At 42.3% G+C, this 17312-nt stretch carries 18 protein-coding genes and 1 pseudogene; 3 read left to right on the forward strand and 16 right to left on the reverse strand.

The features are described from left to right. Positions 1 to 127 precede the first annotated feature (127 nt). The 6 genes from I4V84_RS18780 to I4V84_RS18805 all read right to left on the reverse strand — a co-directional run bounded on the left by I4V84_RS18780 (position 128) and on the right by I4V84_RS18805 (position 3220). On the reverse strand, positions 128 to 823 hold the full coding sequence (locus I4V84_RS18780; protein WP_195993143.1) for a Cas9 inhibitor AcrIIA9 family protein: 696 nt from the start codon (positions 821 to 823) through the stop codon (positions 128 to 130). Between the two features lie 18 nt (positions 824 to 841). Next, positions 842 to 1249, reverse strand: a complete 408-nt coding sequence (locus I4V84_RS18785; protein ID WP_118580271.1) for a hypothetical protein — start codon at positions 1247 to 1249, stop codon at positions 842 to 844. Continuing rightward, a complete protein-coding gene (locus tag I4V84_RS20205) occupies positions 1239 to 1361 on the reverse strand; it encodes a hypothetical protein (protein WP_264295764.1) in 123 nt (40 codons plus the stop codon). The genes I4V84_RS18785 and I4V84_RS20205 overlap by 11 nt, the downstream gene beginning before the upstream one ends. A gap of 235 nt (positions 1362 to 1596) precedes the next feature. Then, positions 1597 to 1884: a DUF4313 domain-containing protein gene (locus tag I4V84_RS18795; RefSeq protein WP_334286197.1), complete on the reverse strand. Its 288-nt coding sequence runs from the start codon at positions 1882 to 1884 to the stop codon at positions 1597 to 1599. Positions 1885 to 2304: 420 nt separating this feature from the next. Then, positions 2305 to 2550 carry a hypothetical protein gene (locus I4V84_RS18800; protein WP_118580277.1) on the reverse strand — a complete coding sequence of 82 codons (246 nt, stop codon included), beginning with the start codon at positions 2548 to 2550 and terminating at the stop codon, positions 2305 to 2307. A gap of 7 nt (positions 2551 to 2557) precedes the next feature. Beyond that, positions 2558 to 3220 (reverse strand): hypothetical protein, encoded by a 663-nt coding sequence (locus I4V84_RS18805; RefSeq protein WP_195993144.1) that lies wholly within the window; start codon positions 3218 to 3220, stop codon positions 2558 to 2560. 100 nt (positions 3221 to 3320) lie between these two features. Here I4V84_RS18805 and I4V84_RS18810 point away from each other — a divergent pair, with 100 nt between their 5' ends. After that, the gene (locus I4V84_RS18810) at positions 3321 to 3626 is read left to right on the forward strand and encodes a hypothetical protein (RefSeq protein ID WP_243284150.1); all 306 of its coding nucleotides are present in this window, start codon (positions 3321 to 3323) and stop codon (positions 3624 to 3626) included. Positions 3627 to 3709: 83 nt separating this feature from the next. Here the strand turns inward: I4V84_RS18810 and I4V84_RS18815 are convergent, their stop codons facing one another. The 5 genes from I4V84_RS18815 to I4V84_RS18835 form a co-directional block, all read right to left on the reverse strand. Beyond that, positions 3710 to 5083 (reverse strand): MATE family efflux transporter, encoded by a 1374-nt coding sequence (locus I4V84_RS18815; protein WP_118580280.1) that lies wholly within the window; start codon positions 5081 to 5083, stop codon positions 3710 to 3712. A gap of 164 nt (positions 5084 to 5247) precedes the next feature. Then, positions 5248 to 7275 carry an alpha-xylosidase gene (yicI, locus tag I4V84_RS18820; protein WP_195993145.1) on the reverse strand — a complete coding sequence of 676 codons (2028 nt, stop codon included), beginning with the start codon at positions 7273 to 7275 and terminating at the stop codon, positions 5248 to 5250. 25 nt (positions 7276 to 7300) lie between these two features. Beyond that, positions 7301 to 8134 (reverse strand): carbohydrate ABC transporter permease, encoded by an 834-nt coding sequence (locus I4V84_RS18825; protein ID WP_118580283.1) that lies wholly within the window; start codon positions 8132 to 8134, stop codon positions 7301 to 7303. Continuing rightward, positions 8131 to 9027 (reverse strand): sugar ABC transporter permease, encoded by an 897-nt coding sequence (locus I4V84_RS18830; RefSeq protein ID WP_118580286.1) that lies wholly within the window; start codon positions 9025 to 9027, stop codon positions 8131 to 8133. Before I4V84_RS18830 ends, I4V84_RS18825 begins: the two co-directional genes overlap by 4 nt. 94 nt (positions 9028 to 9121) lie before the next feature. Beyond that, entirely contained in the window at positions 9122 to 10369 is a 1248-nt protein-coding gene (locus I4V84_RS18835) for an extracellular solute-binding protein (protein ID WP_173717309.1), read from the reverse strand. A 209-nt stretch (positions 10370 to 10578) separates the two neighbouring features. On the opposite strand from I4V84_RS18835, the gene I4V84_RS18840 reads away from it, so the two are divergent. Both I4V84_RS18840 and I4V84_RS18845 read left to right on the forward strand, forming a co-directional pair. Beyond that, the gene (locus I4V84_RS18840) at positions 10579 to 12339 is read left to right on the forward strand and encodes a histidine kinase (protein ID WP_118580292.1); all 1761 of its coding nucleotides are present in this window, start codon (positions 10579 to 10581) and stop codon (positions 12337 to 12339) included. Further along, on the forward strand, positions 12326 to 13084 hold the full coding sequence (locus tag I4V84_RS18845) for a helix-turn-helix domain-containing protein (RefSeq protein ID WP_118580295.1): 759 nt from the start codon (positions 12326 to 12328) through the stop codon (positions 13082 to 13084). The genes I4V84_RS18840 and I4V84_RS18845 overlap by 14 nt, the downstream gene beginning before the upstream one ends. Here I4V84_RS18845 and I4V84_RS18850 read toward each other — a convergent pair. The 5 genes and pseudogenes from I4V84_RS18850 to I4V84_RS20085 form a co-directional block, all read right to left on the reverse strand. Beyond that, complete coding sequence (locus I4V84_RS18850) at positions 13077 to 13940, reverse strand: YitT family protein (RefSeq protein WP_148462085.1); 864 nt, start codon at positions 13938 to 13940, stop codon at positions 13077 to 13079. The genes I4V84_RS18845 and I4V84_RS18850 overlap by 8 nt on opposite strands. A gap of 131 nt (positions 13941 to 14071) precedes the next feature. Then, entirely contained in the window at positions 14072 to 15172 is a 1101-nt protein-coding gene (locus I4V84_RS18855) for an ABC transporter ATP-binding protein (RefSeq protein ID WP_118580298.1), read from the reverse strand. Between the two features lies 1 nt (position 15173). Beyond that, the gene (locus I4V84_RS18860) at positions 15174 to 16226 is read right to left on the reverse strand and encodes an iron ABC transporter permease (protein ID WP_118580301.1); all 1053 of its coding nucleotides are present in this window, start codon (positions 16224 to 16226) and stop codon (positions 15174 to 15176) included. A 345-nt stretch (positions 16227 to 16571) separates the two neighbouring features. After that, complete coding sequence (locus I4V84_RS20080) at positions 16572 to 16841, reverse strand: group II intron maturase-specific domain-containing protein (RefSeq protein WP_243284151.1); 270 nt, start codon at positions 16839 to 16841, stop codon at positions 16572 to 16574. Between the two features lie 96 nt (positions 16842 to 16937). Continuing rightward, positions 16938 to 17225, reverse strand: a pseudogene (locus tag I4V84_RS20085) (reverse transcriptase domain-containing protein); the annotation flags it as partial. Between the last annotated feature and the right edge of the window lie 87 nt (positions 17226 to 17312).

A 17312-nucleotide genomic window follows, 5' to 3' on the forward strand; every position in this document is an offset into this window, starting at 1 on the left:
GGATTTTCCGCACAATGGAATCCATTCTGTCTGCAATTTGCCTCCGTTGTCTCATTGATCCCATATCGTTTAAATTGATAACCCCTGCAACTTAAATTTTTTTCAAACCCTTTGTATGCAATCATATTCAGGCTCCTAAATTAAATAAAGAAAGCTGCTCCGGTTCTTCTTTCTTTTGCGCTGCTGGCTTTGCTGCCACCTTTGCATCTTCCGAAACATCTTTCTTCGTATCTGCATCCTTAGATTTTGCTGACAATGTCCTGATTGAATCCGCTCTTTTCCAGGCTTTCTTTATTGTATCTTTTTCTTCCTGCGCTTTTTTCTCCATGTCTTTACGGTCTTCCAACAGGTAATAGTCTATTACCCAGGCAAATACCTCTGTAGAGCCAATCGCAATACCAGCATTTTGCCCCACACCAGTTTTTCCCTCTTTCTTTGCTTTCTCCAGTGCCGTCTCATATGCTTTTTCATGGACATATTCGAGACAGTGCCTCAGCGTCTTATGGGGCTGGAGGATCACCTCTTTCATAACAGGATCTTTTCTGGCAAGGTCTAAAAGATACGTGCCAAGCACAGTCGCATACCCTGAATCCTGCAAAAGAAGCATTTCTTCTGTCAGTTTTTCGGTTACAGACACAGCTTGCTGGGTTAACAAAACCTTCAGCAGAAACTTCCTTTTTCCCGCTATAAAAGCATCCGTGTCCTCTTTGGATATGAAACATTCTTTTGCAAGCCCTTCTATTGCCGCTACATTTTGACAGGTCCGGTAATGTTCTGCCAGGACATTTACTTCCTCTATGCTTTTTGCCAATTTTTCCAGCATATAAAGTTCCTCCCGTCATTATGCCGCTTTGGATGCATGATTTTCTGCATTTCCGCCAGCTGCCGCTCTTTGCACTTCCTGGGATTCCTTATCAAGCTCATTCACTAGATTCAGTATTACCCGGCGTACCCAAAGGTTTTCATTCCACTTCTTTTCAAGGGTCTCCGCACTCTCTACAATGTCTTTCCACGCATTATCATCCAATGCACGATGTCTGTATTTCTTGTAAAATGGATAGATCTCATACATGGCCTTTTTAACATCCACATAAATAACAGAATCCACATTGGACAACAATCCCATCAGGACCGGATGCCTGTCATATTTCTGGATCAGCTCATGGATCCCAACAGGTCTTTCTCCTGTGTACAAGCCTAAAAAGTCATTAAATATCGTTCCAACTGTATTTATATTTCTATGTTCCATTCATGTCCTCCTCTGCTCTTTTGATTCTTGCTGTTACGGTTTCCGGTAAGCATTCAAACGCTTCTGCAATTGCATTTTTACTGTATCCTTCCAGAAACAGCTTTTTCATCATTTTTTCCTGCTCTTTTTTCTTCAGCTTTTTCAGGGAGGAATCCCTGATCTTATGCTTCAGAATTTTTTTACTTAACGGATGATCCGGTCCATATTGATAGATCTTCCAGGCCTCCGCTGCATTTAGTCCGCAGACAATTGCCAGTACCAGGCAATAATAGCCTGCATACTCTTCATCTTTTATGCCACCACCCTCTTTATAGCTCTAAAGTTTTTCGGTTCCTGGCATTTTCCATTTATGCATGTCCTCCTTCCTGTTCTGCAAGAAATTTTTTTATGCCTTCCCGATCATATTCTGCCAGCTTTTCCAGATCAAAACGCACCAGCCGATAATCACAAAATCCAGAATGCCCCACTCTTTGCAGCACTTCTCCAAGCTTGTATTTTCGGATAAACTGAAGCTTATACTTGCACTCAAAATCTGTGATAAATGCTTCGTTTATTTTTATATTCTCACCTGGCAAGCTTACTGTTAAAATGTCATATAGTTCCTCTTCCTGATCTTTTTTCTTGACCATTGCGATAAAAAGCCTGTTTTAGCAACGATAAGAATCCACTTTCAAAATGAGTTCTTCTTTGCACAGACTTCCTTCGTATTCCAAAGTTTTCTGTTCCATGTTCCTCCTCCGATATGCTTATACTTTTTTGAATTATCCAGTAACTCCTTTCCTTCGTATTTGCGCCCTTTGCCTGGATTCTGGAATTTTTGGCAACAAAAAAAGACACCAAAAATCCATTCCAGGTTTTTGATGTCTTTCTATATTTTCCAGATCTATTGTCTCAAATGATTGCTTCTGATTCGCACCAGAACTAAATTTTCCTGCATAGAGTGCTATGCATAAACGATAATTCAATTATAGAATAGCACAATATATAGTGCGTGTCAATTGCATGTTTCCATATATTGTATTTTCATTTTCTCTGACAGTCTCCAGCTTCACGTATCAGGAGCATCGTCTCTCCATAAACCATTTATCAAATTCATAGTATAAATGGCTCTCTTTTCCATTCACCATTATGGTGTAACAAATTCCGGTTCCACCTGCTTTTCGACTAGCACAGCGCTCCCTCGCAAGAATACGGTCCACATGATATTTTTCCCCATCTTCCCAGATAAAGTCCACCGGGCTCATAGTTCCATCTTTGTCAAAATTGACAAGGACATCCACATATACTTTTGCATTTTCCATTTACCAATTACCTCCCATTAAAATATCCTATCGGGTGAACCGTGTGGGAACTTTGTGCATCCAGACTTGCAAGGGCTTTATCCTGATACATAAAAGCTTTTTGCACACTGAAATATCCAAACCGTCTGCGGATTTCATCCACCGCCTGATCCATTTTCTCCTGTTTTTCTCGTTGTTCCTCGCTCACAAATAAGTCAAGCTGTATAGGAATATCGGATAATACCAGACTTTCTGCACGAACTCCCAGGCTTCTGATCGGATGCTGCCAGTTATAATGTTCCTGAAAGAGCTCGTTTGCAGCCTTCATAATCTCATTTGTAATGTCCGTAGGACGCTCCAGCTTTTTCTGCCGGGAAAAAGAATATAACCCATTATCCCGGATACTGATGGATACTACCTTGCATTTAAACCCATGTTTTCGAAGCCTGGCTGCAACACTTTCTGCTAACGCCATCAATACAATCTGCACATCCAGATTATTTTCCAAGTCCCTGGGAGTCGTGGTACTATTGCCAATAGATTTAACAGGTGCTTCATATCCCTGGGGTGATACTGGCAACTCATCCCATCCATTTGCAAAAGTATAAAGCACCAGACCCATTTTTCCCAATAAACGTTCCAGAAATGTAGGATCCGACAGGGCAAGCTCGCCTTTTATCAACTGGACCATTGAGACCTTGTCACTGATCAAGGCCCGTCTGCAGCGCGGGGACCGGATCACAGACGAAGTCAGCGGGGAAGTTTACACCTTGTATTCTTTCTAGCAGTTTGTGGAGAAGAATTTCTCTTCTTACATAGCAAGCCAGGTGTTTAAAGAGACTTCTAAGCCTGAGAAAATTTACTTCTCACTGAAACCATGTGAAGAAGGCTACTCTCTGGTGGCAGCTGACTCAGACAGCAATAAGACATATGCCTGGATTTCCAGCCTGAGCAAACGATTCTCACTGGTAGAAATGATCGCTACCGGAATTGTATATGTGAAAGATACTCGTACCAATACCTATCAGCCATTTATTTCCGGAAAGGGGAAATATTGTAAGTATGATAAGGAAAAGGGAATTCTGGTAGAAATCTAACCAAAATGGACACAGATCACAATGCCATTACTGGAGGTTCAGTAATAAAGACATTGCAGTCTGTGTCCATTTTTCATCAGATCCTATTGTTCAAAAATATCTTCCCGGGTAATATTTTTCGCCCACTCTCCCTTTCGGTAATGATGGAAAACCCAGGGCCATTTCACGAATTCGTCTGTACAAAGCAGAAAGTAAACCCACAACACTGGAAGCTTCAGTACAAAGGCAGCGAAGAAACCTAGCGGCACCGCATATACCCACATATCTACCGTGTCACAGATTAAGCCAAATTTCGTATCGCCCCCTGCCCGAAAGACACCTGCAATCAGCGCAGTATTTACTGCGGATCCCATAATATAGTAGGTGTTAATGAGAAGCATGTATTTCAGATAATGCATAGCGGTGTCATTCAGGGAAGCAAATTTCATCACAAAAGGAGTGATGGCAAGGACGATCAGCCCTCCAAGTGCACCGGTGATCACAGTCAGCTTCAGCATTCTGGAAGCGTATCGTCTGGATTTTTCCAGGTCTCCTTTTCCCATGATCTGCCCAAGAAGAATGGTTCCCGCACTTGCAATGGCAAAACAGAATACAGAGCCAATGTTCCGCACCACAGTAACCAGGGAATTAGCGGCCACCGCGTCAGTGCCAAGGTGTCCCAGGATTACAGAATACATGGAAAAAGCAACGCTCCAGGACAGGTCGTTTCCAAGTGCCGGAAGTGACAAACGGATAAAGTCCTGAAACAATACTTTACTGCGAAGGAACATATATGCCAGATTCAGCTTCACATTTTTACTAAAGGAAGATACAACCACACAGCCAATCAGCTGGATCAGTCTTGATGCAGCGGTGGCGATTGCAACGCCGGTTGCACCAAGCTTCGGAGCACCGAACAGGCCGAAGATAAAAACTGCATTTAGGAATATATTCAGAATAAATGCCAGCATATTCAGCGCCATACTGATGGTTACTCTTCCAATACTTCGAAGAACTGCCAGATAGATCTCCGAGATTCCCCAGCAGATATAGGTAACGCCCATAATGCGGATATAGGAGGAACCAATGGTGATCAGCTCAGGATCATTGGTAAATAGCCTCAGCATCATCTGAGGCGCAGTAAATGCAACCAGGGCAACCAACAGGGAAATCAACACAGAGAAACGAAGTGCGATTCCCTCTACTACATGAATCGCCTGAAAATCCTTTTTACCGGCATATTGGGAGCACAAAAGAGAGGCTCCGGTACCGATGCCATAATACACCATAAATAAAATATTGGAATAATTGGCTGCCAGGGATACCGCCGAAATAGCGGACTGCCCCACGTAATTCAACATGATCACATCCGCTGAATTCACAGCCGCACTGAGCAGATTCTGTATAATAATTGGAACCGCCAACCGGAAAATCTGCGGATAAAAATCATCTTTTCCAATTGAAAGTATTCTTTTCATTTTCCCTCCTTAGTAAATACCTATATTTAAATAAACTATTTGGTATTATACTGTTTTTCTGTCCCAAAAGCTATCCCTTTTCTGACAGAAAATAACAATATTTTGACATTAAAAAGGCACTGTCTGGGACAAACATGCCAGACAGTGCCTGTAAAATCTTTCTATTAAATAACTTTTAGTAAAGGATCTCCTTCTCTTACATACAATGGCAGACTGAAGTAATCAAAGGTTCCGGTATGCCACTGGTTTCCCTGTGCAGGTTCTTTGGTAAGAAGATGTACCCAGTTTCCTTCTGGAAGATAAAAATCCTGTTTTCCATCTGAGGAAAATACAGGTGCAACCAGAATGCGGTCTCCCAACATATATTGCTGATCCAGATATGCGCAGTTTCTGTCTTTTGGGTATTGCATGTGCATTGGACGCATTACGGGAAGCCCTTTTTCATGGGCAGTCTGTGCAAGGCTGTAAATATAAGGCATAAGCTTCCATTTCAGCTCGGTAAAGTATTTCAGAACCTCACAGGCCTCTTCATCATAATTCCATGGAACACGATAAGAACTGGATCCGTGTAAACGACTGTGGGAAGATAAAAGTCCGAAAGCCACCCACCTTTTGTACAGATCAGCTGAGCCATCATCCTCGAAGCCGCCAATATCGTGGCTCCAGAAGCCAAAGCCGCTGTCCATAAGGGAAAGCCCGCCCCTTAAGGTTTCGGCCATGGAAATATACTGGCTGGTTGAATCTCCGCCCCAGTGTACTGGAAATTTTTGTCCGCCTGGTGCTGCACTTCGTGCAAAAAGAACAGCTTCGCTTTCTCCTTTTTCTTTTTTCAGAAGCTCAAATACGCACTGGTTATAAAGATACGTGTAATAATTATGCATTTTTTCCGGATTAGAGCCGTCGAACCATTTTACATTGGTAGGAACACGTTCTCCGAAATCTGTTTTGAAACAATCCACTCCCACATCCAGAAGTGCTTTCAGCTTACTCTGGTACCAGCTGCATGCATCTGGATTGGTAAAGTCTACCAGTCCCATACCAGCCTGCCACATATCCCACTGCCAAACTCTTCCATTGTCTTTCATCAGAAGATAGCCCTTTTCCATGGCTTCTCCAAACAGAGGCGACTTCTGTGCAATATAGGGATTGATCCAAACACAGATTTTTAAGCCTCGCTTATGAAAACGTTCCAGCATACCTGCCGGATCCGGGAACATATCTTTATCCCAGGTGAAGTTGCACCATTCGAAGCCTTTCATCCAGAAACAGTCAAAATGGAAAACAGAAAGAGGAATATGGCGCTGTTCAAATCCATCAATAAAGCTGTTTACCGTAGCCTCGTCGTAGTTGGTGGTAAAGGATGTGGTAAGCCATAAGCCAAAGGACCACTTAGGCGGCAATGCCGGTCTTCCGGTAAGGGCTGTGTATTTTTCTATAATTTCCAAAGGGGTAGGACCATAAATAACAAAGTATTCCAGTTCCTCATCTTCTACAGAAAACTGTACGGTTTCCACCTTCTCACTACCTACCTCGAAGCTGACACGTCCCGGATGATTGACAAAGACGCCATAGCCTTTGGTCGTATAATAGAACGGAATATTCTTATAGGAAATTTCACTGGCTGTACCGCCATCCTCATTCCAGATATCCACGGTCTGGCCATTTTTTACCATAGGGGTAAACCGTTCCCCAAGGCCATAAACCAGCTCGCCAACACCTAAATTAAGTCCGGAGACCAGATAGTTCATGCCTTGTTTGTGATGCATCATTCCCGTAGTTTTGCTCTTGATACAGGTAAGCTCCCTTCCATCTCCATAAAACTTCATTTCAGGGGAACCAGTTTCAAATTCCAGGGAAAGCTTTCCTGACTTTAACGTCCATTTTTCTTTGCCGGAAGCTTTCTCACATTTACGTTCCGGACTTTTATCTAAATCACCATACAATTCAAATGATGGGCTTTTTACGTAATTTCCAGCGTGATTTACCATGTGGATTCCCAAAATGTCCTTTGCTGGTGCGGTGAAGGTATAGGTCATCATTCCAATGTTTAAGGTATCCCCGCGTCCCTGGATTTGTTTATAGGGGGCAAAAGCCAGGAGTTCGTTTTCCCGCTCTTCTACCTCATAAATGTCTCTTACATAATCAGCCTGAAATTCATCTCTCACAAGCCAGAAGCCATTGGTAAACTTCATCTTCCATTCCTCCTTTGAAAATCGGTCAGCCTTTTACGGCTCCAGCTACAACACCCTTGATAATAGATTTCTGGAAAATCAGATACAGGATCAGCGCTGGGATAATGATCAGGATCGCAGCAGACATAATGTTCTGCCATTCCATTTTGTACTGTCCCATAAAGCTGTAGGCTGCAAGCTGCAGGGTTTTGCTGCTCTTTCTTCCGCCCAGCATAAGAAGGGGAAGAAGAAAGTCATTCCAGATCCACATTACATTGATGATCGTAACCGTCGCAGTACAGGATTTCAGCATTGGAAAAATAATACGGGTAAAAAGCTGAAACTGGTTGCAGCCGTCAATAAGTGCGCTCTCTTCCAGTTCCAGGGGAATGCCCTTGGCAAAGCCCTGATACAGGAAAATACTCATTGGGGCACCAAGCCCCCAGTAAATAATGGCAAGTCCCCATATTTTCCCATTGATATGTAAAGTGGTGGCTACATTTACCAGAGTAAGCATAAAGGACTGGAACGGGATCATCATAGGCGCAATGCAGAACAGGAAACAGAAACGGCTGTAGCGTGTTTTCACACGTGCCATTTTATAGCCTCCCATGGAAGCGATCACGATAATGCCGAGAGTTCCTATTACTGTGGCGATGAGTGTATTCAAAAAAGTAGCTGGATATTTCATATCATGAAATACATTTTTTATATTGTCAAGAGTAAAAGCAGATGGAAGGCTCATAACATCTGTCATGATTTCCTGATAGCTTTTAAAGGCATTGATTCCCACCAGGAAAAGAGGGGAAAGATATAAAAGCAGAAAAAGGATCAGGAATAACTGTATCACACCGTGAAGTGCTTTGCTTTTTTTACTCATGCCTCTACCTCCTTGCCTTTAAAGAAATTAACCTGAATTACGGAGATCACCAGAACGATGATAAAAAGAATTACACTTTTGGCGCTTCCATATCCATAGCGGCTGTTGTTAAATGCAGTGTTGTAAATATCAAGTGCAATTGACGTAGTAGATGTTCCCGGACCGCCGCCTGTCAAGCTGAAGATCAATTCAAACATTTTTAAGGAATTGGCAACAGAATGGAACATGCAGAAGGAAATGGACGGCATGATCAGCGGGATAGTAATTGAGAAAAATCTGCGGACTGCTCCTGCCCCATCCAGGTCTGCGGATTCATTTAGTTCCGTTGGTACTCCCTGCATACCTGCAACGTAGATCAGGATATAAAAGCCAAGGCTCTGCCAAACAGAAACAATGATGGTGGAGAACACAGCCAGTTGGGAGTCTCCCAGCCAGCTAAGACCGAAAATTCCCCATCCGGTTATGGACATAAGTGCTTCAAATACTCTGGTACAGATAAATTTCCAGATAAATCCAATGATAACAAGGCTTATGATATTGGGAATATAAAAAGCGGCTCTGAAAAATCCTCTGCCTTTGATCTTGGATTCCAGAAGTGCGGCAAAAAAAATGGCAAGTACATTTACGATCAGTACTGTTCCAATGGCATAGATAAAGGTATATTTCAGCGCACTGACAAAGGCTGGATCATTGGTAAAAAGCCGGATATAATTTTCGAGTCCGATAAATTCCGATGTTTTTCCAATACCGTTCCATTTACGGAAGGAATAATAAATACACATAACGAAAGGAATTCCTACAAACAGCGTGATGAAGAAAACTGCAGGGGCTACATATCCTGCGAATTCCAATGCTGTTTTTCTGGCCCTTCGTTTCTGGCTGTTTGCCTGCATAAAGAAACCTCCTGTCCTTTTCGGAAAAACAGGGCTGCCGAAATTGTCAGCCGCCCTGTTTTCGTTTTTATTCACGCGATCATTTTATAATAAATTACATTGCATCGTAAGCATCAACAAATAACTGGGTAAGAACCTCTTTTGTCTCGTCGCGGTCTGCATTTCCTGCAACATAGTTCTGGAATGCGGTACCAAATGGCTCTTCTACACCTTCTGGTCCTTTAAAGATCCACCATGGACATGTTACGGAATTATCCTGTGCAGCTGCTGTTTCTGCTGCAAGCTGTGTATCAGGTGCATCTGCTCCGGTAAGTGGGGAGATATCGCCGATAACTGATGGAACCCAGCTTCTTCCATAATCAGAAGTACACATGTAGTTCAGGAAATCAAGAACCGTATCAAGATTTTCGGAATCTTTTGCTACACGGAAGGTAAGGTTGGACTCAACTGCGAGAACTGCTTTTTCGTCCATGCGGGGCATATAAACATAACCCATATCAATATCAGGGGCAATGGCGCGGATACTTGCCTCGTCCCAGGAGCCATTGTGGATCATGGCAACTTTTCCTGTTGCAAAATCGGAGCACTGAAGATCATTGGTGGACTCCATTGGCTTGTCACCGCTGTACTCCTTGATCAGATCCAGAAGATCAAGTGCAAAATCAACCTGCGGAAGCTCGCCGAATTTCAGATCTCCGTTTTTCACATCTTCAAAGAGCTTGTCATAATCGCCGTCATAGGCATCACTCATGGACGGATAAACGGTCTGTGGAAGGATCCACCACTCACCAAATCCGGAGCTGAATGGCTGAATACCTGCATCTGTCAATTTCTCACAAACGGTGCGAAGCTCGTCTAAGGTAGTTGGAAGTTCTGTGATTCCAGCCTGCTCAAATAATGCTTTGTTATAGATAAAGCCATGGGACTGAACCAGGAATGGCATTCCTGTAATATGGCCATCTTCTGTTACAGATGTAAGGGTTGTCTCGGAAAAGTTCTTCATAAACTCTTCGTCATCCAGGTTATAAATATAATCTGCATATAAAGTATTGTCGCTGTATGCACTGGAAAGAAACAGGTCCGGAACCTCACCGGAATTTAATCTGGAACGGAGTACAGTCTGGTAATCATTCTGAAGGACTTCCAGCTCAATGGATACATTTGGATGTTCTTCTGTATAATGATCGATCAGATCATGGTAAGCGTCTGTGTATTCCGGACCATTAAACATGAAATAAAGCTCTACCGGATCATCGTCTGCCATTACGGTTACAGAACCCATTGTAAGAGAACTGACTGTCATTAAACCGGCCATTAATAAAGCGATTTGTTTCTTATGCATATGCATATCCTCCTTCTTTTTGCTGCTGCCCGTTTCGCCCACGGCAGCCTGCTTTGTTTTTGATAATCTAATCATACACTATGCAATATTACAAATAAATAGAAAAAATCAAACTGTTTATGGTAAAAGTTTGATATCTATAACCTGTTCTATTGTGAATGAATACAACAAGTTGTATAATATTGCCATAATAAAAAGGAGCTTTATGTATGAAAAAGAAAATAGAAAATTTATCCATGCAGACGCAGCTGACAGTTGTGATCCTGTCTGTGATCGTTCTTGCATTTGGAATTATTTTATATAGTGGTTATTCTGGTCAGGCAAGGTCTTTTGCAGAGGAATATACTTCTTCCACACAGACTATTCTGGAGATGGATGTGGCAAATCTGGATCAATATATTCAGGGTCTGCGGATCTTTTGCGTACAGCCCTGCCTGAATGTATCTGTCTATAATTCCCTGCTGAAGAGAAAACCTCTTTCCTCTTCTGAGATCAGTGACATAAAACAGGAAATCCAGTCTTCCTATCATAGCAGAACAGATATCCGTTCTTATTCCATTACAGCAATGAATCAGGATTTATGTTTTGAGCGGAATGCAGGGGTTGGGGGACAGCATATTTTATCGACCCCTGTAAAAGATACTGAAATATCCAGACCTTATATTGCCTGTGGAAGCAATGACAAATATGAATATCTGGCGCCCCCGGATTCAGAAGATGTGTTTTTCCGGTATTATCACTACCTGATCCGCCTGAGAAACCGGGAACCAGTCAGTTTGTCTTATGTGGATGTAGATACTACACAGCTGCGGCTGCTTATGAAAAACCATCAGGATTATGGGCAGATCTTATGCCTGTATAATTCAGATGGTGAACTTTTATATTCCAGTTCTGAGGATATCCGAAATCAGGAAGAAAAAGAAAAAAAGCAGCTTTTTGGGCTTCATTCAGATGTTGAAAATGTAAATATCGGTGGAATTTCTTATCTTGCACTTCGCAGGACCAGTGAAGAGACGGGCATTGTCCTGCTTTCCCTGCTTCCTAAAAGCGCCTGGGATGACCGGGCAAGGGACTTTTTGCTTCCTCTGGTAATGCAGATTGCAGTGATCACTATCTGTCTGATCATTATTGTTACGCTCATGATCCGGATGATCACAATTCCATTGAAGAGGCTGTCTTACCAGATGGGAAAAATGGGTGAAGGAGACTTTTCTCCCACAGCTTTTGGCGGAGGCTGTAAGGAAACCTGTGCATTAACAGAAAGCTATAACGACATGGCAGCCCACATTAATGAATTGATCGAGACCAACTATATTTCCAGCATCAATGAGAAAAATTCCAGGCTCCAGGCGTTGGAGGCCCAGCTGAATCCCCATTTTCTCTATAACACTCTTCAGGCGATTGCTACAGAAGCATTGCTTGCAGACTGTCAGGAAATTTATGATATGATTGTGTCTTTGTCTGCAAATCTTCGTTATACCATTAAAGGCGGAGAACTCGTCCGCTTGCAGGAGGAACTTGATTATGTAGACCGGTATATTCTTCTGCAGAAAACAAGACTAGGCGGGCGCCTGGAAGTGACGAAGAAAATTAATCCAAAGGTAAATCTGGCAGTGATTCCAAAAATCAGTATTCAAATGCTGGTAGAAAATGCCATTATACACGGAATGCCGGAGAACGGAGCTGTTCTTCACATTATCATCCGGGTATGTATGGAAAATAACCGGCTGCTCATCAGTGTATATGACGATGGAAAGGGAATTCTCCCAGAAAAAGTGAAAGAACTGAATGATATTTTTTCCGGAAAATCAGCAGATACTGGCAATTCCATCGGACTTCCCAATCTTGCAAGCCGTCTGAAAATACTTTATCAGGGAGAGGCTGGTCTGTTTCTGGAATCACAGGGCGATCAGTTTACAGAAGTAAAAATGGAACTTCCAATCAGAAAGAGGGAAAATGAAAATGTATAAAGTACTGATTATTGACGATGAGGCACCTGCTAGAATTGCAATAAGCAGGCTTGGTCACTGGGCAGATTATCATATTACAGAGCTTTATCAGGAAACCAACGGTGCTGCAGCTTTAAAAACCATGCGGGAAATAAAGCCCCAGATTGTTTTTGTAGATATGCAGATGCCGGTTATGAATGGCATGGAATTTCTGGAAAAGGCTTCCCATGAATTTAGGGATACCTGTTTTATTGTAATCAGTGGGTATGATTATTTTGATTACGCAAAGGCAGCTTTGAAATGTGGTGCCATTGATTATCTGTTAAAACCAATTGCACGGGAAGAATTGAATGCTGCCATTGATAAAGCAGTCCAGACATTGGGAAATACTGGTACCTGTTTAGAAAAAGAAGCGCCAAAGCTTTCCCCTGATGAAGTTGTCGCCAGGATCCGGCAGGACATTGACCAGAACTATCCACAGCCCCTTAAGGTCAGCAGTTATGCGAAGAAGTACTTCTTTACCCAGGAGTATCTCACACGCCTTTTTCGCCAGCATTATGAGATGACCATTCAGGAATACCTCCTTATGGTCAGAATGACCCGGGCGAAAGAACTGCTGGAGAATCCTTCTATTAAGATCCAGGAAGTTGCTGCCCGGGTTGGATATTCCGATAATAACTATTTCAGTAAGGCATTTCGGAATTTCTTTGGAATTACGCCCACAGATTGCAGAAATAAGTGTTTCGTGAGCAGAAATACTAAATAGACCGAAAGCCTTTTCCAATGATCTCACTGCTGTTTACAATGGTAATGAAAGCGTGGGGATCAATCTGTCTTAAATGAATGCGAAGGCGGTTGGTCTCGCTTCTGGTGAGAACAGTCATCAGTACCTTCTGCTCCTGTTTGGTATAAACACCGAAGGCATTTTGCTCAGTTGCAGAACGGTGAAGATCGTTGATAATAAAGTCTTCCACCTGATCTGGGTACTTGCTGATAATGGTACAGACTTTTCGCAGGTTCAGGCTTTCAATGGCACTGTCTACAACGGTACATTTCAAGATCATTCCCAGGATACAGTAAAGTCCGGTCTGTGCACCGTAAAGGTAAGCGGCGATCAGTACGATTCCAAGATCGCTGACCAGAAGGGCGCGTCCAATCTCCAGACTGGTATATTTATGCAGGATCATGGCTACAATATCGGTACCACCAGTGGAAGCGCCTACGTTAAATACCATGGCCGCTCCTACTGCTGGCAGGATAACCGCAAAGCACAGCTCCAGGAATACATCATGTGTCAGCGGGAAACTAAGCGGATAGATCACTTCACAGGCACTTACATAAAAAGACAGGGCAAAGGAGGAATAAATAGTCCAGCCCATAGAACGGATTCCCAGAAAGAAAAATCCGAGTACAACCAGCGCTGCGTTGACGATCCACATGAATGCGCCTACATTCCACTTCGGAAACAGGGTAGACAGGATAATGGACAAACCGGATGTACCGCCAAATGCGAAGTGATTTGGCGTTTTGAAAATGGAAATTCCAACTGCTGTAAAAATTAATCCCAGATTCAGAATTAAAAAGAAAATCAGGTTATCTTTTGTAAAAATCTTCTTTTTCATAAGTTATTTTATCTCCTCCCTTCAGTAAAATTAGTATAGCGCAAAACGTGTGTTCTGTATAGAGCGTTTTTTTCTATTTTTTATATAATGAGCTTAAAATCCCTCACTGCTTTTGATATAGAGTTTTTTCTTTATACAAACTGCACTTTTCTGCTTTTCTTTGCTGCCTCGATAAGCTCTCCCAGCCGCTTATTGCAGCTTCCAACAGGTACGCTTGTACAGATAACCCTGTCACAGCTTTCCATGGCTTTTAAAGCTTTCTGGAAGGTTTCCCCGCTGATTTCCATAAAGGGTTTCTCTGTGATCACCTGATCGGCCAGCAGTCTTGCCAGGCGGTAATCCACATCATTGGTGTATAGAACACCTGCAATAAAAGGAGTATGCACCTTCTGAAGCTGCCGGAATACGGGAATACCAGTGCCGTTTCCACAGATCACAAAAGTTTTCGCTTCACCTTCCGGCTTTGGAAGTTCAATGCTCCCAAACAGCGGATCAAAAAAGCCGTTGTTGATTTCATAAAGCTCCCGGATCATATTTTCCTCGAAAATTTCCTCAGGTTTTCCAAAATGGGAAATGGTATCTCCCTTTACACAGATGATCTTATCCGCAATCTTCTGTGCAAGGTCAATTTCATGAAGAGACATGATAACAGTTATCTGCTTTTTCTTCGCCATATCCCGAAGAATAGATAAAAGATCCAGCTTATGTTTAATATCCAGGAATGAAGTAGGCTCATCCAGAATAATAATATCTGGTTCCTGGCAGATCGCGCGTGCAAGAAGCACCCTCTGGCGCTGTCCATCACTGATGTTGTTAAAATCACGGCTGCCAAGAGCTTCTGCATGTACCGCCTTCATAGCTTCTTCTACCTTTTCTTCATCTTCCCTTGTAAGAATGCCAAGCCTTCCTGTATAAGGATAACGGCCGGTTGCTACAATGTCATGGCAGGTCATCAGCTCCGGCTTCATTCTCTCAGTAAGAACTACAGCCATACGGGTAGACAGATCCCGAAAGGTAAAGGACAACAGATTCTGGTTGTCAAAATAGACCTTTCCGCCAATGATCTGCAGCTGTCTTGTAATACTTTTTAAAATAGTAGATTTTCCGGAACCGTTAGGACCAATGAGAGTTACGATCTCTCCCTTTTTTATTCCAATACAGATATCGTGGATCAGTGCCTTTCGATTGTAACCAACAGAAAGGTTGTCCATATGAAAATAATAATTGTCCATTTTAATTTCCTCTCTTCTTTCGCAACATCATGAATATAACTACTGGTGCTCCAAAGATGGAGGTAACGGTGCTGATGTTCAGCTCCAGAGGCGCGAACGCCATTCTGGCGATCAGGTCACACATCATACAGAAAACAGCACCTCCCAGGAAGGTTCCCGGAATGATGATCAGCGGTCTGGATGTACCAAAGCTTCTTTTCATTAGAAATGGAACTGCAATTCCAACAAAGGAAATAGGTCCTGCAAAAGCAGTTACTGTTGCAGACAAAATGCTGGAAAGCAGGATTAATGCAACACGGAAAAACTTAATATTCACACCCATGCTCTGCGCATAAGCTTCTCCCAGCTGATAAGCTCCAATGGGCTTTGACAACAGGAACGTAAGGAGCAGGGTGACACCTATAACTGCACAGGAAATGTAAACATTACTCCAGCTCATACCAGAGAAGCTTCCCTGTGACCATCCATGAAGATTTACAATATTTGAGTCATCTGCAAAGGTTACCACGAAGTCTGTAACTGCGGAACAGATATATCCGATCATGATTCCGGCAACCAGAAGGGTAGCCATGTGCTTGATCCTTTTGGAATTCAAAAGAATAAATCCAATGGAAATCAAGGAACCTATAAAGGCAGCGATGATCAAAGTATAAGAGGTTACATTCTGGGCGATTTCAAGATAGTAGATCATAGTAAGTGCAACTACCATTTTGGCACCGGAGGAAATTCCCAGAACAAAAGGTCCTGCAATGGGATTTTCAAAAAAGGTCTGAAGAAGAAAACCAGATAAAGATAATGCACCTCCAAGGATGGCTGCCATCAGGATCCTGGGAAGACGGATCTTCCAGATGATGCTGTATTCCTTGGTGTCAGTGGCTTTTTTCAAAAGGATATTTACGATCTCAGACAGGGAAATATGAACATTTCCTGTATTGATATTCAAAACTGTGATCAGGCCAAACGCCAGGATCAACAGAACAAAAACCAATGTATAGCGAGATCTTCTCTTAAAGTTCTCCATGTGGAAACTGGTTCCATCGGATTGTCTGTTCATTCTAATTATACTCCTCATATAATCAAGTGTTTTTTATTGAAAATTCAAGGTTTTTCAACCTTTCATATCTCAGTGAATAAGCCACAGCTATGAGCATTTCGATGTATCAGGTACTGAAATAGCGGTTGAATGGTATACGAAATAAAACGTCATTGATTTTCGCTTTACTGGCCTTGTGTATACCCTTCCCTCTATGGCAGCTAACCTCCTATATCCACCAGGATCATCTCTGTCTCCAGAGGTCCTAACTTGTCGGGTAGAAACACCTATTACTAGGTATATCCCCCACAGATCCGTACGTGCCCAATTCAGGCATACGGCTCTTCACGACACTTATGCCTCAGATTATCCATATAGGCTCACATAAATACGTGGTCTTACTATAGGATGCTCCTTCAAAAACTGATTGAATCCATCCCATGTATAACTTTTCCTCTGACTACGCCTATTCATCCAAAAATAAAGAATCTGAATAACTCTCTTACGGAAGTTATCCATCATTTGATAGTTATCACTTATTCCATAATAATGGTAATACCCGATTAAAATCTGATTTACTTTTGCAAGAATATATTTCTTCTTTTCAAATCTCATGTCGCGTATAGTGATATTCATCTGTTTACATTTCTTCCGATATTTCTTATTGGCAGTTTTATGTTTTACTCTGAAATTACCGTTTCGGCTTTTGGAACAATAATGAGTGAATCCTAGGAAGTCAAATGTTTCTGGTTTGTTCCCCTGTCTTTTAAGGTTATCAGCAGCGAATCGACCAAAATAAATTAATCGAGTCTTTGATTCCTCTAAGGACAGTCCGAAGTGATTCATCCTTCTCTTAAGATGTTCATAAAAGAGTTCTGCGTCATTCTTATATTGAAAGCAGCACACAAAATCATCCGCATAGACAACTATGTCTGCATATCCTTTTAGCAGTGGTCTTATTTTCTCATTAAACCACCATACAAGAACATAATGCATATATATGTTCGCAATTATTGGTGAACATACGCTTCCTTATGACGAGATAAACGTTATGACGAGTTAACGCTGATTATCTGCGTAAATACGGGATTTCTTTAAATTTATCTC

Source organism: Ruminococcus sp. 1001713B170207_170306_F1, assembly GCF_015668065.1.
GTDB classification, from domain to species: Bacteria; Bacillota; Clostridia; order Lachnospirales; family Lachnospiraceae; genus Blautia_A; species Blautia_A faecis.

What these genes read in the sequence shown, in the direction of transcription:
- I4V84_RS18780 (WP_195993143.1), bottom strand. Translation starts at nt 823, where the DNA reads ATGCTGGAAAAATTGGCAAAAAGCATAGAGGAAGTAAATGTCCTGGCA.
- I4V84_RS18815 (WP_118580280.1), bottom strand. Translation starts at nt 5,083, where the DNA reads ATGAAAAGAATACTTTCAATTGGAAAAGATGATTTTTATCCGCAGATT.
- I4V84_RS18840 (WP_118580292.1), top strand. Translation starts at nt 10,579, where the DNA reads ATGAAAAAGAAAATAGAAAATTTATCCATGCAGACGCAGCTGACAGTT.
- I4V84_RS18830 (WP_118580286.1), bottom strand. Translation starts at nt 9,027, where the DNA reads ATGCAGGCAAACAGCCAGAAACGAAGGGCCAGAAAAACAGCATTGGAA.
- I4V84_RS18825 (WP_118580283.1), bottom strand. Translation starts at nt 8,134, where the DNA reads ATGAGTAAAAAAAGCAAAGCACTTCACGGTGTGATACAGTTATTCCTG.
- I4V84_RS18845 (WP_118580295.1), top strand. Translation starts at nt 12,326, where the DNA reads ATGAAAATGTATAAAGTACTGATTATTGACGATGAGGCACCTGCTAGA.
- I4V84_RS18805 (WP_195993144.1), bottom strand. Translation starts at nt 3,220, where the DNA reads ATGGTCCAGTTGATAAAAGGCGAGCTTGCCCTGTCGGATCCTACATTT.
- I4V84_RS18785 (WP_118580271.1), bottom strand. Translation starts at nt 1,249, where the DNA reads ATGGAACATAGAAATATAAATACAGTTGGAACGATATTTAATGACTTT.
- yicI (WP_195993145.1), bottom strand. Translation starts at nt 7,275, where the DNA reads ATGAAGTTTACCAATGGCTTCTGGCTTGTGAGAGATGAATTTCAGGCT.
- I4V84_RS18850 (WP_148462085.1), bottom strand. Translation starts at nt 13,940, where the DNA reads ATGAAAAAGAAGATTTTTACAAAAGATAACCTGATTTTCTTTTTAATT.
- I4V84_RS18800 (WP_118580277.1), bottom strand. Translation starts at nt 2,550, where the DNA reads ATGGAAAATGCAAAAGTATATGTGGATGTCCTTGTCAATTTTGACAAA.
- I4V84_RS20205 (WP_264295764.1), bottom strand. Translation starts at nt 1,361, where the DNA reads ATGATGAAAAAGCTGTTTCTGGAAGGATACAGTAAAAATGCAATTGCA.
- I4V84_RS20080 (WP_243284151.1), bottom strand. Translation starts at nt 16,841, where the DNA reads ATGAATATCACTATACGCGACATGAGATTTGAAAAGAAGAAATATATT.
- I4V84_RS18860 (WP_118580301.1), bottom strand. Translation starts at nt 16,226, where the DNA reads ATGAACAGACAATCCGATGGAACCAGTTTCCACATGGAGAACTTTAAG.
- I4V84_RS18835 (WP_173717309.1), bottom strand. Translation starts at nt 10,369, where the DNA reads ATGCATAAGAAACAAATCGCTTTATTAATGGCCGGTTTAATGACAGTC.
- I4V84_RS18855 (WP_118580298.1), bottom strand. Translation starts at nt 15,172, where the DNA reads ATGGACAATTATTATTTTCATATGGACAACCTTTCTGTTGGTTACAAT.